Below are 14,909 nucleotides of genomic sequence, written 5' to 3' on the forward strand. Positions count from 1 at the left end.
GCTAGCGCAGAAAAAAGAAATTTTCTTATTGACGCATCCCCCAAAAGGATTATAATAGAAGGTAACTATACAGAATTTACTTATGATAAGCCCCCGCAAGCAGGACGCAAGCGGGGATTATTTTTGTCAAGTTGCACGATCTTCATCAAGTCTTTATCGAATAGGGGGTGACACCCCTCACCCCCTAGCGGCATAATAAGAGTATAGATGCACCCTGATAATCGAGAGAGTCACAAATGCGACTCTCTTCTTTATTTTTCCATGAATGTACGAGGGTGCCTAACAGTCTCTCAACTCTCAGGCGATCGCTCCAACTATCTAGTGCAGCGTGGCATAAATAACTATCCAGTGGAAAAAGGTTAAAAAGCTTACTGTTCTGATTCGTACAACTGAGCAACGAATCAAAGACTTACAAGAGCATCTTCAAAACAGTGACCTTTAGGAGTAGGGTGCGTTAATAACGCACCCTAGAGTTAACTTACTCTCCGGTAATCGAAAGCTCTTCAACCCAGACTCTTGGACAAATACCTCCAGGAGTCAGTTCGGCTTCTTTTTCCAGGAAAATAATCGACTTGAGGAGTTCCAAAAAGTCTCCCGCAACCGTTGCAGATTCAATACTTATCCGTTCTCCCTTGTTAATCATCCAACCATCAAACGGTAAGGAGAAAGAACCTTGCAAAGCTTGTACTCCGGCATGAAGTGCCTGTAAATCATCTATAAAAATCACATTCTCCGCCGTTTCAAGGCTATATTCTTGCTCAGCGGCAACTCCGGGATAGACATGATAAAAGTGTGGGCTAACGGTTACTTTAGCACCAATATTTCCATGTCCAGTTGGTTTCTGGTTCATCCGTTTTGCTGTCCCCACACTGTGAAGAAAATTACTCAGCGTACCATTCGTAATTAACTCCACGCGACGGGTTGGTGTACCTTCTCCATCAAAGGTAGTTGCTGTTACGTTATCGGGATGTCGCGCATCGTCAGCTACACAAAGTAGAGGTGAGGCAATGGACGTTCCTAGAGATTCCGCAGTAGAAAGGCTTTGCTTGTCGAGAATACTCTGAGCATTGAAAAGATTGGAAAAAGCACCCAGCAAGCTCAAAAATGCCTCAGGGGAGAAAACAACTCGATATTTGCCTGACTTGACTTTTTCGTAATTCAAGTGGCTAATCGTTTTTTGGGCAGCTTCTTTCAAACAACCCGGAATATCAAGGTCATCTAAACTATGGCTGATTCTAAATGCTCCAGCGCTGCGAGGCTTTTTTCCTTCTTCTTCGGTTTTGCTGTAAAGATAGATCGAAGCGTAGGAGCGAGATTCCGTCCTAACTGCGTCGTCGCTATTGAGATAAAACCGATCTAAATCTCTTTGAGATAGTCCGTTGTAAGGTACGCCTTTAATCGCAGGATGTGCGTCAAGGAGTTCTTTCTCTGCATGAATCAGCTTGTCGATTAATTGTGAGACTGGAGCCTGTGCTGTTTTATTCTCAGAGCTATCCTCGATAGGGATAGAGGCTTCGGGGCTAAAATCAGGTACATGTTCTTTTGCCCCAAAGAAACTGGCCTCATAAGCTGTTTTTAACGCTAACTCTAACCCCTCTTGGTTGACATCTGTTGTGCTAGTAACTCCAACTGTATTCTCGTCATTCCAGACTCGAACAATCACACTAGAGCGATTAGACGCTTTAACTTGTTTCGGCTCTCCCTGATCAACTTGAACACTGTTTTCATCAACGGTTGAGCCATAGATGTCAAATTTTTTGATGCCTAGTTTACTAGCGCTATCCTTGGCTTGAGTTGCAATATCGTCAATCTTTGGCATAGTCAATTTTAGATTTTGGATTAATTGATTTTAGATTTTAGATTTTGGATTGGGAGTTGTGGGCTTTAGCTCGTAGGGTTTTGATTGAGGCAACGGTCATAGCTATAATTTCGTTAACCTCTAACATTAAGCTTTTCAATTTATCAGCAGAGACTAATTCAGACTCAATAAGAAGCTCTATCCAATAAAGACTTTCATCCGCTTCCTCTTCGACTATGCTGAGTTTAGCTACGACATCAGCTAATGATTTTCCCCGACATGCCGAGCGATAGTTAGCGCCGATAGACGTAGCTGAACGAAGCAACTGCTTGCCAATTACATCCGTAGTTCCGCTGTGTGGAAGTGCCTCCACTAGACGAATCACTCGCAACCCCATTTGCTTGGTTCGACGCTTAAACTCCAACTCATTCACAATCCAAAATCCAAAATCTAAAATCCAAAATTGTTAGCGTCCACCGACCGTAATTGAATCAACCTTGATGTGTGGCTGTCCTACCGTCACATAAATGCTGCCACTGACAGAACCACAGAAGCCAGCCGCTAATCCTAAGTCTTGAGAACACATGGAAATCTTGTTCATGATTTCTGTTGCTTCCCCAATGAGAATGGCTCCCTTGAGCGGTTTGGTAATCTTACCGTTTTCAATGAGGTAAGCTTCATCCACCCCAAAGTTAAATTGCCCTGTCGCTCCTACGCTACCACCGCCCATTTTTTTGCAATAAATGCCTTTGTCAATGGAGGCAAATAAGTCTTCGTTGGTGTAGCTTCCGGGGGCAATGTAGGTATTCCGCATCCGAGAAGCCGCGGCAAACGTATAGTTCTGACGACGCCCACTGCCCGTTCTGGGGTGTCCGGTACGTGTAGAACCTGCGCGATCGGCTAAGAAGTTTTTGAGAATCCCGTTTTCTATTAATAGGGTTCTTTGTGCAGGCATTCCTTCATCGTCCATGTCAATCGTTCCGAAGGCACTTTCAGAGCGCCCTTCGTCCCAGGCGGTTAGACTTTCATGGGCAATTTTTTCGCCTTTTTTATCGGCAAATGGAGTCGTTTTCTTCTCAATTTGAGTGGTTTCCAGAAGGTGTCCACACGCTTCATGGAAAATGACTCCACCAAACGAATTTGCCATGATGATGGGATAACTGCCGGATTCAACGTAATCCGCATAGAGCATTTTCCCGGCGGATTCAGCAACGTCTTCAGCTGTAGACTTATAGTCCCACGATCGCAAAAATCCTGGCTCACTCGTACTACCCACACGCTGGTTAATCGATGAGCGATTGGCACCGTCAGCACATAGAAGGTTATAGCCTACCGATTGCGTGATACGAATGTCACGCGCAAATGTCCCATCACTGGAGGCGACTAACACTTCTTGCCAGTCGCGGAAATAGGTAGCACGTCGGGATTGGGCGTGACTGGCTTTCCGCTTCAGCTGCTGATTGGCATCGAGCAGGACTTCGCCCATTTCGCGCATGGAACTACATTCAGAAAGCCACGTATCCTTGCCTCTTTTAGTAGCGTAGTCTCTGAGCAGTTCCAGGTTGATTTCTGGAATATGGGCGTTTGGTGCGGGGAGTTGTAGTCCCTGGATCGAGAGGGCTTTTTCCAGAGCCGCTTTTAGCCCGGAAAAGGACAGATCGTTGGTGCTAACATAGCAGTCAGCATTGCCGCGAAACACTCTCACACCCGCACCCGTAGAAAGGCGGGGTGAAATACTGGTGATCGCATCGTCTTCAGCGAGACAGCTGATGAAGTTTACCCGCTCTAAGAAAAATTCAACAAAGTCAGCGCCCGCAGCGCGTCCGAGTCCCAATAGGGTTGCTAGGGGAGCTTCCCAGGTTTCATCGAAGCGATTGGTTGTAGAAGTATATTGAAGCGTGGGCAGTTCTTTCGTAAGCAGGAGGTGCATGAGTAGTCTCTTATAGGTGCGATCGCGAGCTTTGCTAATCAAGGAACTGGAAGGGATTGGGCGTGTGACCACAAGCCGGAGATGAGCCTGTGGACAGAGCCTGTACTGAGACTCTAGGGTTCCCAATCCTGATTCATCAAGCCCCAATTCCTCGTAAACGAATTTTTACAATTTGTTTTTAGTCTAACAAATCTGTAACAGCCACCTCGACCAAGACAGTTTTCTGCTTTTTTAATAGTTTTAATACTTGTAACAGTTATTCTGAGCAAACATATCCTGTTCAACAGTTATAAATGACGTTAAACCGCCACCCTCTCAATTAGGCGTAGAATAACAATCATCATCCCAAATACGGATTTGAGCCCAAGTATAGATTTATACATAGAATTTTAACAAAAATTTCCTTCTTTTAGTAGAGTTAAGGCAACCGATTAGCAATTAGCATCTACCTCGTTAAGAAATTAATCGCCCATTTTTTGTGAAGGATGTCTAACAGCCTGAGCTGTCGTGTACCTCACGGCGGCGGCTGTTGCTATGCTTGCTCATGCCATTGATTAACCCAAATTTTACTGGTGCAATTCCACAGAAACGTCTCGGCTGGCTGCTCGGCGGTACACTACTAGTATTCGCCGCTACTACTTTACCCGCAGCCGCCAACGTCACCATCGTCCAAGAAGACTTCAGCGATGCAACTTCCTATGGATGGACGAATGGTGGAACACTTCCCCCTTGTTTAACCGCCACGGGCTCATCTCCACAAGGGTCAATTCCCAACTGTCGTGCAACGTCCGATCCTCCTGGAGCGGGAGTACTCAGGTTGACGACCAACACAACAAACCAACGAGGTTTTGTTTTTTACGATTATGCGATTCCCTCGAATCAAGGCTTGGTTATCACCTTCGATTACTTTGCCTACGGCAGTGGAAACACTACCCGCTCTGGAGCCGATGGGACAGCCTTCTTCTTATTCGATGGCAGAACTACAACACCGGCTTTAGGTTCAACCGGGGGTGCCCTTGGCTATGCCCAAGAGGTCAGTAATACTGCCAATGAAAATGGGCTAACGAATGCCTATATCGGTGTTGGAATCGATGAGTTTGGTAATTTTGCCAATGACTTTGAAGGACGGGGTAATGGTTGCCCCACCCGCTCTCCTTTTGGGAGCGGTCCAGGGTTGTCGTCACCCGCCCAACAGGTGAGAGACTCCGTAACCGTCAGGGGGCCGGGTAGTGGGTTAACGGGCTATTGCTACCTAGGCACATCCGGAACCTTGTCTACTCGACCGGGTGGATTCAGCCTTGATAACCCGGACGCAACTTCGCGCACAGCCCCAAACACCAAAAGGAGAGTTAGGGTTACGCTCAGTACCAATAACACCATCACCGTGGAAATAGACCCTACCGGGACAGGTTCAGCCTATCAAACCATTTTGAACGGTTTCCCAGCTCCACCCAACCGACCCGATAGTTTTAAGTTTGGTTTTGCGAGTTCGACTGGAGAAGGGATAAATTTTCATGAACTCATCAATGTGCGGGTAGAAACCATTGCCACGCCGCCTCTACCAGACTTAGCCATCACCAAGACTCACTCCGGTAACTTCCTTCAAGGCCAAACCGGTACCTACACCTTGCGAGTACAGAATCTGCCAACCGCTACGGGACCGACCTATGGCCCGGTAGCGGTAACAGATACTTTGCCTGAGGGTTTCAATTTTGTCTCAGCTACAGGCAATAACTGGAACTGCTCCGCTGTGGGACAACAAGTTACTTGTGTATACAATGGCTCTGCTGTTAATCCCGGCGGCACTCTGCCAGACATCACGCTCAACGTTAACGTAACCTCACCCCCCGGCAACTACTCTAACCAAGCTGTAGTTTCCACGACAGGGGATAGTGATGAGACGAATAACACGGTACAAGATGCAACCCTAGTTGCCACTGTTGGGGCTCCTAATCTGCGTCTGGTGAAGCGAATTACAAATGCCACAAGAGGCGGCGTACCACTAGCAGGGATTAATTTCGCTAGCTTTGTGGATGACCCCGCTGATGAGAATGATAATGCACCGGGTTGGTCTCAACTCTTGCCAGTGGGACTTTATAATCTGGGGCTTGACTATTCTTTAGAAAGTAACGATGAAGTAGATTACACCATCTATTTTCTCTCGGATGGGGGTAGCCCAGTTACTAACGTCAATTTCTGTGATTTGATTCCCAAAGGCACAACATTTGTTTCCGGCAGCATCCAGGCATTGAATGGAACAACTCTAAGAGAAGGGACTTTCTTCTCACCCTTGGCTCCGTTGCCTGCGGGAAATTCCTGCTCGAACCAAACCAATCCTGAGGGAGCAGTCCTTGTGAATTTGGGAGATATTTCTAATGTACAAGGGAGTAATTTTGGTTCGATCCGCTTCCGCGTCAAGATTAACTAGAGCGGTAGTTTCTGCAAAATCCAGGTTGACTACCTTGTTTAGGGGAACCTAGGCCTGTAGTCAATCTTAAATCTGTAGGGTGCCAGGACTTACGCAGCTAAACCATCTATAGCCGATTATGGTGCGTTACGCTACGCTAACACACCCTACTGACGATTAATCTTTACTTGATAAAAAAACTCTTAATATTTATTATATTACTGCCGATTCTAACATTTTTATACTTCCTTGATTGGCATCAATTTCTACATCCACCCCAAGGGGGATCGTGAATTTATCTTTGATATGACCAATCATCGAACCAGACCAAGCCGGAACACCTAAGGGTTGAATATGGTCTCTCAATACTTGCGTTAAGCTTAGTGAATCTTCGTTATCTTTTGGGATACAATTAGTACATTGCCCAAAGACAAAACCAGAAATTTGTGGTAATATTCCTGCTAATTTTAACTGGGTTAGCATTCGGTCTACTCGATAAGGGTCTTCCCCAATTTCTTCCACAAATAAGATGGTTTGTTTCCAAGAAGGTAGGTAAGCTGAACCCACCATCGCGGTAAGTACGGATAAGTTACCGCCAACTAATTTTCCACGTGCTTTTCCAGGAGTAATAGTCTCTACAACGATTGAATTAGAAGTCAAATTGTCGCGGTTAGGACTTGGATTTTTTAGGGTGGCAGCTTCCCCGTTAAACAGAATGCGCCGAACATAATCCACTGTAAACGGATTCCAGGTTGACGTTCCTACAGCTCCATGAAAGGTAACGATGCCACTGCGGGCGTAAATGGCTAAGAGGAGTGAGGTAATATCGCTATAGCCCATGAGAATTTTAGGAGAGGCGCGGTAGCGATCGCACTCTAGGAGTGGCAAAATCCGATTACAACCCCAGCCTCCCCGCATGGCGAGAATTGCTTGAACCGAGGAGTCGGCAAACATGGCATTGACATCAGCCGCCCGGTTAGCATCCGTTCCTGCGAGATAGCCGTAGCGATCGAGGATATGCGCCCCCAATTTCACCTTTAACCCTAGCCCTGCTAAGGTTTGCTTGACCTGTTCGATATCTTTTGCGTCAATCGGACTTGCAGGGTTGATTAATCCAACGGTATCGCCCACTTTTAAGCGGGGTGGTTTCAGAATTGTTTTCGGGGAGGGATACCCTTGGGCGAGAGGTGGCAACTGCGTGGCGAATGCAGTCAGTCCAACAGTTTTGAGAAAGTTTCGGCGATTAATAATGAATGACAAATGACCAAGTCCAAAGATGGATACAAGCCCCTGGATTTATCTCCCAGATAAAAGTGAGGAAGTCAATCCAAAATCTAAAATCCAAAATCCAAAATCGAATGACCAATAACTAATGACTATTAACAGTATCCAGCAGTGCTTTGAGAATAAGATAAGTAGAAGTCGCACCGGGGTCTTGATGACCACTGCTTCTTTCGCCTAAATAGCTAGCCCGTCCTTTCTTCGCCACTAGAGGAATTGTGCTTTTCATGCCTTCCTCAGCGGCGGCTACGGCTTTTTGTAAGGCTTCTGGCGTACTTGCACCTTGTGCGATCGCATCCTTAAAAGCATCTATGGCGGGGGAAAGGGCGTCCAACATGGTTTTATCACCCAAGTTTGCCTTACCGCGTTGCACAACACCATCCACTGTGGCTTGGAGGAACGTTACCATATCTTCATCCGTGAGCTCCTGCTTACCCGTTACGACTGTACTCGCTCGCAGAAAGAGCGTACCGTAAAGTGGCCCACTAGCACCACCCACAGTAGAGATGAGAGTCATGCTAACCGCTTTGAGGATACTCCCGATATCCTTATCTGCAATACTAGGCAACTGTGCGATCGCCTTTTGAAAACCCCGATTCATATTAATGCCGTGGTCAGCATCGCCAATTGCAGCATCGAGTTCCGTCAGATAATCCTTATTCTGCTCTAGAACTAATGCCACAGCCTGCAACCACTGTAATATTTGTTCTTTTGTTACCATACTTCACAAAGCGTTTCACGATCTAGACAGGTTTTGCCTATCTTCGCATCTGGAAGGCTATGGATTGAGTAGATTTCTGACAAAAATCCTACTTGAGGCGGAAGAAAGAATGCGGTGGTTTTCCTTTAAGCTGCTCAAGCCTCTAAATCCTGCGTGCTGATTCAGCTCTCGACGCCTACATGCTGTAAAACGTTGAATCACCTCTTGTCTAAAGTGATTGAAAACTCACCGCTTCGTTGCTACTCTTAAGTTATCTAACATTTTGTAAAGAAATTACCCTCAGAAGTCTCTCAAGGGATGAATATTTGATGAAATTTGCCGATGTGTTTTCGGGAGAATGGCTAGAGCAGTTTTCAGGGAGTATCTGAGACGGAATGTTTAGGCGATCGCTCCAGGGATAGATTTTTGCGTAAGTCTTACATTTTGCAGTGATAGCTCAGTATGCGTTCTATGTATGGTCGCTCTATGACACCTGTAAAACTGTTACCTACAGCCCTCTATGAGTTATTTGCTAGTGCTAGTGTTTCTGGTCGTCTAACACTGGCTGACCGTTATGGGCTAATGGCGGCACTCTTGGAAGATTCGCTTCTAGATGATGAACTCTGCGTGATCAATCGACTCCTTTATGGTGTGCGTAAGGGACGAATTTCTGTGGTTGATGATATTTCTGCTGTGTTGTAGTAATGCACCAATCAGACTGTGAGTTTCCAGCAAAATCGACGCTTTCGCTACCGCGTTCCTCTTACTCTTCACGCAGAACTCTTTCTCCACAACAAAAGGTTGCCGTCTGCCAAGCGCATAGCGTCGGTTTTAAGTCCCCGAAATATTGATGGTCGTTGGATTTGATGGTGAAACGTAGACGCCTAGCGGCTTGCCGAAGCGTCCCAGTCTAGACACAGCGATCGCACAGAGAGACAAAAGAGATATTTTCCCCAATTCAAAATATTATTAGTGGTGATTAGCAAGTTAGTTAGAAGCTGACTTGTGTGTTATTTTTTGACATACCTGCTAATACACAATGGTTAAATTTGTCTTACTCATTTCGATACTACTTAATATATTAATTTTAGGGCTTGGCAGTATTTGGGTGTACTCAAAAGGCGGAATGCCTTATATAATTCGTAAAACTTCCTTCTTACAAAGTGCAGCATCGAGAGCCAAGTTTATGTATGACAGTCCTTATTACTGGGAGAGAAAAAGCCACTTCGAGACTTTACCTAAATCCGAATCAGATATAGTGTTTTTGGGCGATAGCCTCACTAATTGCTGTGAATGGCATGAATTCTTTATAAATGTTCGCCTCAAAAATCGAGGAATTTCTGGGGATACTACCAACGGAGTCTTAAACCGGATAAATGAGGTGATTGAAACCAAGCCCAGGAAGATTTTTATTATGATTGGCATCAATGATTTAAATCAAGGTGTTAAGGTTGAGGATGTTTTCAATAACTACAGAATAATTTTGAAAGTTTTTCAAGAAAAAGTCCCACAATCAGAAGTATTTATCCAAAGCCTTTTGCCTTTAAATAATCAAAAATTCTCTAATAATGGGGTGAATTATAAAATTATTGAGCTTAATGTTAAATTAAAAGAATTAGCGCAAGAGTTTTCATGTCACTATATTGATTTATATTCTTCTTTTTTAGATAGTAATAATCAACTAGACGAGCGATACACAATAGATGGCATACATTTGAATGGCCAAGGCTATTTGGTGTGGAAGGGAATTATTGAGCAAGATGTAATGAATTGACCGAGTACCTCCTTCACAGGTAAAAATAAGGTAATGTTGCAGACGAAAATCCCGAATTATTGAATAAAGTGGGACTCTATAAGTCCCTACTAGTGTTATTTGCATTCATTAATAATACGGAAAATGCAGAATTTTTAGTTCGGAGAATAAGACCAATTTGGAAGGGCAAGACGAGCGTTTAACCCAATACGCAAAACGCTGCGTATTAGCTGTTATTTCCAACATTTGTTGAATAAGTTAAAATGGTGCGTCGAGTATTGTACTTACATTCGACCAGCCTAAGGAGGAAATAATGTTAAGCGAGTACCATAGAAAAAAGTTACTGCATCACTTTCGTTGTCTGGATGCCGATAAATCAGGTTTTATTGGTAAGGAAGATGCTGAGGTTTTTGCCTCAAGGTTCGCCCAGCTCCGTAACGCAGAGCCTGGTTCGGGGATACACAAAGATCTGTTGTCTAAGTGGCTCTATATTTGGGAGAATTTTTGGTCTAAAGCGGATTCGGATGGAGATGGTAAGGTAAGCCCGGAAGAGTTTTGTCAGGGCATAGAGAAAGGGGTTTCAAATCCAGATTTTAACGATCCTTTAATAGAGAGTTTGTTTGACATTGTTGATTTAGACGGTGATGATCAGATATCGCAAGAAGAGCATCGTCTGTTCTTCAGCGTGTTTGACATGGATGCGGAGACATCAGCGTTTGTCTTCTCCAAGCTTGATATCAATCAGGATGGCATCCTCAATAAACAAGAGTTTGTTTCTGCTAAGAGGGATTTTTTAACTGAAAAGGAACCCGGTGCTGTAGGCAACTGGTTTTGGGGTTCTGTGGATTAAGGTAGGCTCAAAGACACTGCGATCAGCTTATCGGTGGGTAGGGCGGGTTTTGAACAGAAGTTATTGATGTATGCCCAAATTAAACCTCTAAACCCGCCCCTACTCTGATTGACTTCATCACTTAACTGCCTTGGCAATTAGCTGTGTTTGTTCACTAGCAGGTGCTTGGCGGTAAGTTGCGAACTCCATCGAGAAGCTAGCTTGCGCGGAAGTGAGCGATCGCACCGTCATTGAGTAACTGAAAATTTCCTGAAGCGGCACTAAAGTTAGCCACTTGCATTGTACTGCTGTTGGTACCAGGCATCAAGCATCATTTCTGTAGTACTCGCTCTATTTCTTGGCTGTATGATCATTAGTGGTGTAAAGAATCCAGGCTGAACGATACCTAAATAAAAAATAATTATACCCGGCTCATATTCACCTCTTCTACTGTTCTTTTTGGCATACTCTATACCTATTTTTGTTAATTCTGGTGGTCCCACTTTTGGCAAAGCACAAAGTGTGAAGTCATAATTCTGTAGATGTAAATGGTGGCAAACTACACCATGCTGACTGGGAAGAATAAAACCCAGCTCCAAAAGAGACTGCCAATCTTTTACAGCATCAATACATATTCGTGATTTCACTATAATCTTTAGAAAATCTTCTAATGAAATATCGTTAAAAATGCAGGCTTTATCACTTGCATCATCCGGATAATTATTAATAATATTAGGCTGCATCTTGGGAAATGGATATCTCAGCCCATGCAAAAGATGTTCAATTTCAAAAAAGCGTTTGTCAACCCGTTCTGGCCAAATCCTAAGGGCACCGCTTAGCTCCCATACTTGCTTCTGATATACAGATACTGCTGCTAAGGCATCAATCTCCGCCTGTTCAGAAACACTAAATAGAGTATTGTGTACGATAGCTATAAAGTCAACTATACTTGCCCTCAGTTTTGCAAGTCGCTCAACCACACTTAGGGGAAGTGTTGCACACATTGTTACTCCAAGCTTAATTGTCTTACTGTGATGATATTTAGCCATAGCATCACCACATTCGATAACAGAGAGGATTACAATGTGTTTGTACTTTTCATAAGGGATAGTAAAGCTGCTGTAAGAGTTTTGACCTTCAAGCGTTCGACCAGCTTTCCATTCTTTTAACCAGCCTTCGGCTTGTCTAAGATTATGTTCGATAGCATCATGACATTTTCTTGTATTTTTAATTAAGTCTTTATATGACTTAGTGCGTTGAAGGTACATCAGAATAATACAACCATTACATGCCCATACCAAATCTGCCGGTTCTCTAGGATGATTACCCTTCATCCACTTATAGGGGACGAAGATGAAGGGAGCCCCCATAGAAAATTCAGAAATCAGCTTCATGATTCGTTCTTGTTCACTTTGCATTTTTTAAGAAATATTAATACTTAATAAAAGTACAGTATAACTCTGATTTTAGAGAGCGTAGAATAACGAAAAAATAAGCCATGCTGTGTTTAGTATTTTTTTTCTTCGTCTCAAAATAAGAAAGAATATAAAAGGCAAGAGAAAGAAAAATAATTATGTCTTTTGCCTTTTAACTTTTTATTTCTTGGCTGCCTCTTCAATTAGCTTCTGCTTCAATCAGCTTTTGCTGAATGTTGGCGGGTACCTGCCGATAACTCGCGAACTCCATCGAGAAGCTGGCTTGCCCAGAGGTGAGCGATCGCACTGTCATTGAGTACCCAAACATTTCCTTGAGTGGCACTTCAGCACGAATCACCGCATACCCTTCCATCGTCTGGGAACCCAGCACCAAGCCGCGCCGAGAGGATAAATCGCCCTGTATCCGTCCCACATACTCGTTCGGTGTTTCCACTTCCACAAGCATTATGGGTTCCAGGATAATTGGCTTAGCCATTGCGAAGGCTTGCTCGAAGCCATGCTTCGCCGCAACCCGGAACGCCAATTCCGACGAATCAACCGCGTGAAACGAACCCCCTTCCAGAATCACCTTCACTCCAGTCACCGGATAACCGATGAGAAGCCCACTGCTGAGTGCATCGCGGAACCCCTTCTCACAAGCTGGGATAAATTGGGTAGGAATAGCACCCCCAACCACTCGCTTCTCGAACATAAACGGCTCATCACAGGGTTCAATTCGACCAACCACATGAGCGAAATCCCCGGAACCTCCTGTCTGTTTCTTGAGCGTATAGTCGAACTTTCCAGTTTGCGAGATGGTTTCGCGGTAAGCGACAGCAGGTGCACCCGCATAAACCTCTGCATTGTACTCGCGCTTCATCCGCTCAATATAGATGTCGAGATGCAGTTCACCCATCCCTGAAATCAGGGTTTCGTTGGATTCTGGGTCAACACTAACCCGGAAGGTTGGATCTTCACGCATAAAGCGATTCAGCGCTTTCGACATCCGATCCGCATCCTCCTGATGCTTGGGGGTAACGGAGAGGGTAATCACCGGTTCTGGTACGAACATCCCTTCTAGCGAGAGGTTCGTTCCCTCCGAACAGAGGGTATCGCCAGAGGCACAGTTCACACCAATCAGCGCCACAATTTCACCCGCTGCCGCTTCTGCGATCTCTTGCCGGTGGTTGGCGTGCATCCGCACAAATCGCCCAATCCGCATCCGCCGACCAGTCCGGGTATTGTAGAGGGTATCCCCTTTGCGAAGTGTGCCGGAATAGATGCGAGTGTAGGTTAGCTGTCCTGTTTCCTCGTCGGTAAGTTTGAACGTGAGCGCGACAAGTGGGCCATCTGGGTCAGGATAGACATTGACTGACTCATTTGTTTTCACGTCGATCGCTTTTACCACTTCCCGATCATCTGGTGATGGCAGGTAGAAAGCAACGGCATCCAAGAGGTTTTGCACCCCTTTATTTTTGTAGGCTGAACCCATGAGCACGGGAGTCAACTCCAGGCTCAATGTTGCATTGCGAATGGTTTCCCAAATCATCTCCTTGGGAACCTCTTCGCCCTCAAGCAATTTCTCCATCATCGGTTCTGAGAACATGGAGAGGCGATCGAGCATCTTTTCCCGCGCTTCTTCTGCCTCACTCCGCAAGTTATCCGGAATCGGCAGAATCAGGTGTTCTTCGCCTTTTTCTCCAGCGAAATAGCTTGCCGTCATCTCAATTAAATCGATGACACCCTCAAACTTGTCCTCGCTGCCGATGGGATACTGGAGGGGTATGGCGTTTAAACCCAACTTATCCCTAAGCGCTTGCACGACGCGGAAGGGATTCGCACCCACCCGATCCATCTTATTAATGAAGGCAATACGCGGCACTCGGTAGCGCTTCATCTGCCTGTCCACGGTGATGGACTGTGACTGGACACCCGCCACCGCGCACAGCACCATAATCGCCCCATCGAGAACGCGCAAAGCACGCTCTACTTCAATAGTGAAATCGACGTGTCCGGGAGTGTCAATCAGGTTGATTTGGGTGTCATGCCAGAAGCAGGTTGTAGCAGCAGAGGTAATCGTAATGCCTTTTTCTTGCTCTAACTGCATGAAGTCCATTGTGGCACCAGCACCACCCCCCCGAACTTCTTGAATTTTGTGGATTTTGCCCGTGTAGTAGAGAATCCGCTCCGATAGTGTTGTCTTACCAGAGTCGATGTGGGCAGAGATTCCAATGTTTCGGATGTTAGTTCGGGGAATCATAGGACTGGCTCCTTGTAATGCCAGAGTAATGGACTGATATTTGCCGTTTGCAGGGCAATATCCTAATCATACTACAATTATACTACATAGTGGAGGAGTGGACAGTTGGTGCGATCGCAATCCCTTCGGAGCAGGTTCGGGCAAACTTGATGGATACAATCAGAAGGAAAAGGCTCTTTTTGTAAGAAATGGCTGAAATTGTCACGCTGGAACTTCCCGAAACGCTGGCACAACGAGCCAAGGAAATTGCTGCTCTGACGAATCGGCGACTTGAAGATGTGTTAGTTGAATGGATTGACCGCGCTAGTCAAGAACTCCCTGTGGAGTCACTGCCCGATGATTGGGTTTTGGCGCTGTGCGATATGCAGATGGAACCAGAGCAGCAAGAAGTTTTGAGTGAGCTTTTGGAGCGCAATGGCGAGGGGCAACTCAATAATGAAGAAGCCGATCAACTCGATAAGTTGATGCAGGTTTACCGAAGTGGCTTGGTACGCAAGGCGCGATCATTAAAAGTGGCTGTTGAGCGTGGTTTGAGA

At 45.3% G+C, this 14,909-nt stretch carries 13 protein-coding genes; 5 read left to right on the forward strand and 8 right to left on the reverse strand.

From position 1 onward, the window contains the following. Window positions 1–478 precede the first annotated feature (478 nt). The 3 genes from V6C93_RS11885 to V6C93_RS11895 are packed head-to-tail and all read right to left on the reverse strand — an operon-like array spanning window position 479 to window position 3,728. Window positions 479–1,819, reverse strand: coding sequence for a TldD/PmbA family protein (locus V6C93_RS11885; RefSeq protein ID WP_333476870.1), 1,341 nt, complete (start codon window positions 1,817–1,819; stop codon window positions 479–481). A gap of 37 nt (window positions 1,820–1,856) precedes the next feature. Further along, the gene (locus V6C93_RS11890; protein ID WP_333476871.1) at window positions 1,857–2,231 is read right to left on the reverse strand and encodes a four helix bundle protein; all 375 of its coding nucleotides are present in this window, start codon (window positions 2,229–2,231) and stop codon (window positions 1,857–1,859) included. 33 nt (window positions 2,232–2,264) lie between these two features. Next, window positions 2,265–3,728, reverse strand: a complete 1,464-nt coding sequence (locus tag V6C93_RS11895; protein ID WP_349262690.1) for a TldD/PmbA family protein — start codon at window positions 3,726–3,728, stop codon at window positions 2,265–2,267. A 544-nt stretch (window positions 3,729–4,272) separates the two neighbouring features. On the opposite strand from V6C93_RS11895, the gene V6C93_RS11900 reads away from it, so the two are divergent. Next, window positions 4,273–6,156 (forward strand): lectin-like domain-containing protein, encoded by a 1,884-nt coding sequence (locus tag V6C93_RS11900; RefSeq protein WP_333476873.1) that lies wholly within the window; start codon window positions 4,273–4,275, stop codon window positions 6,154–6,156. Window positions 6,157–6,348: 192 nt separating this feature from the next. Here the strand turns inward: V6C93_RS11900 and V6C93_RS11905 are convergent, their stop codons facing one another. Together V6C93_RS11905 and dhaL are read right to left on the reverse strand one after the other, a co-directional pair. Beyond that, window positions 6,349–7,395, reverse strand: a complete 1,047-nt coding sequence (locus tag V6C93_RS11905; RefSeq protein ID WP_333476874.1) for an LD-carboxypeptidase — start codon at window positions 7,393–7,395, stop codon at window positions 6,349–6,351. Window positions 7,396–7,504: 109 nt separating this feature from the next. Beyond that, window positions 7,505–8,137, reverse strand: coding sequence for a dihydroxyacetone kinase subunit DhaL (dhaL, locus tag V6C93_RS11910; protein WP_333476875.1), 633 nt, complete (start codon window positions 8,135–8,137; stop codon window positions 7,505–7,507). Window positions 8,138–8,602: 465 nt separating this feature from the next. Here dhaL and V6C93_RS11915 point away from each other — a divergent pair, with 465 nt between their 5' ends. From V6C93_RS11915 to V6C93_RS11925, 3 genes are all read left to right on the forward strand, one after another. Continuing rightward, window positions 8,603–8,818 carry a hypothetical protein gene (locus tag V6C93_RS11915; protein WP_333476876.1) on the forward strand — a complete coding sequence of 72 codons (216 nt, stop codon included), beginning with the start codon at window positions 8,603–8,605 and terminating at the stop codon, window positions 8,816–8,818. Between the two features lie 337 nt (window positions 8,819–9,155). Beyond that, window positions 9,156–9,890 (forward strand): GDSL-type esterase/lipase family protein, encoded by a 735-nt coding sequence (locus V6C93_RS11920; protein ID WP_333476877.1) that lies wholly within the window; start codon window positions 9,156–9,158, stop codon window positions 9,888–9,890. A 292-nt stretch (window positions 9,891–10,182) separates the two neighbouring features. Continuing rightward, complete coding sequence (locus V6C93_RS11925) at window positions 10,183–10,719, forward strand: EF-hand domain-containing protein (RefSeq protein WP_333476878.1); 537 nt, start codon at window positions 10,183–10,185, stop codon at window positions 10,717–10,719. A 117-nt stretch (window positions 10,720–10,836) separates the two neighbouring features. On the opposite strand, the gene V6C93_RS11930 is transcribed toward V6C93_RS11925, so the two are convergent. The 3 genes from V6C93_RS11930 to fusA form a co-directional block, all read right to left on the reverse strand. Then, window positions 10,837–10,980 (reverse strand): hypothetical protein, encoded by a 144-nt coding sequence (locus V6C93_RS11930; protein ID WP_333476879.1) that lies wholly within the window; start codon window positions 10,978–10,980, stop codon window positions 10,837–10,839. 5 nt (window positions 10,981–10,985) lie between these two features. Continuing rightward, on the reverse strand, window positions 10,986–12,092 hold the full coding sequence (locus V6C93_RS11935; protein ID WP_333476880.1) for a hypothetical protein: 1,107 nt from the start codon (window positions 12,090–12,092) through the stop codon (window positions 10,986–10,988). Between the two features lie 220 nt (window positions 12,093–12,312). Next, on the reverse strand, window positions 12,313–14,373 hold the full coding sequence (gene fusA / locus V6C93_RS11940) for an elongation factor G (RefSeq protein WP_333476881.1): 2,061 nt from the start codon (window positions 14,371–14,373) through the stop codon (window positions 12,313–12,315). 188 nt (window positions 14,374–14,561) lie between these two features. On the opposite strand from fusA, the gene V6C93_RS11945 reads away from it, so the two are divergent. Continuing rightward, window positions 14,562–14,909: hypothetical protein (locus V6C93_RS11945; RefSeq protein ID WP_333476882.1), on the forward strand; the 348-nt coding region annotated here is incomplete at its 3' end.

It is taken from the genome of Allocoleopsis sp., assembly GCF_036703385.1.
Taxonomy (GTDB): Bacteria; Cyanobacteriota; Cyanobacteriia; order Cyanobacteriales; family Coleofasciculaceae; genus Allocoleopsis.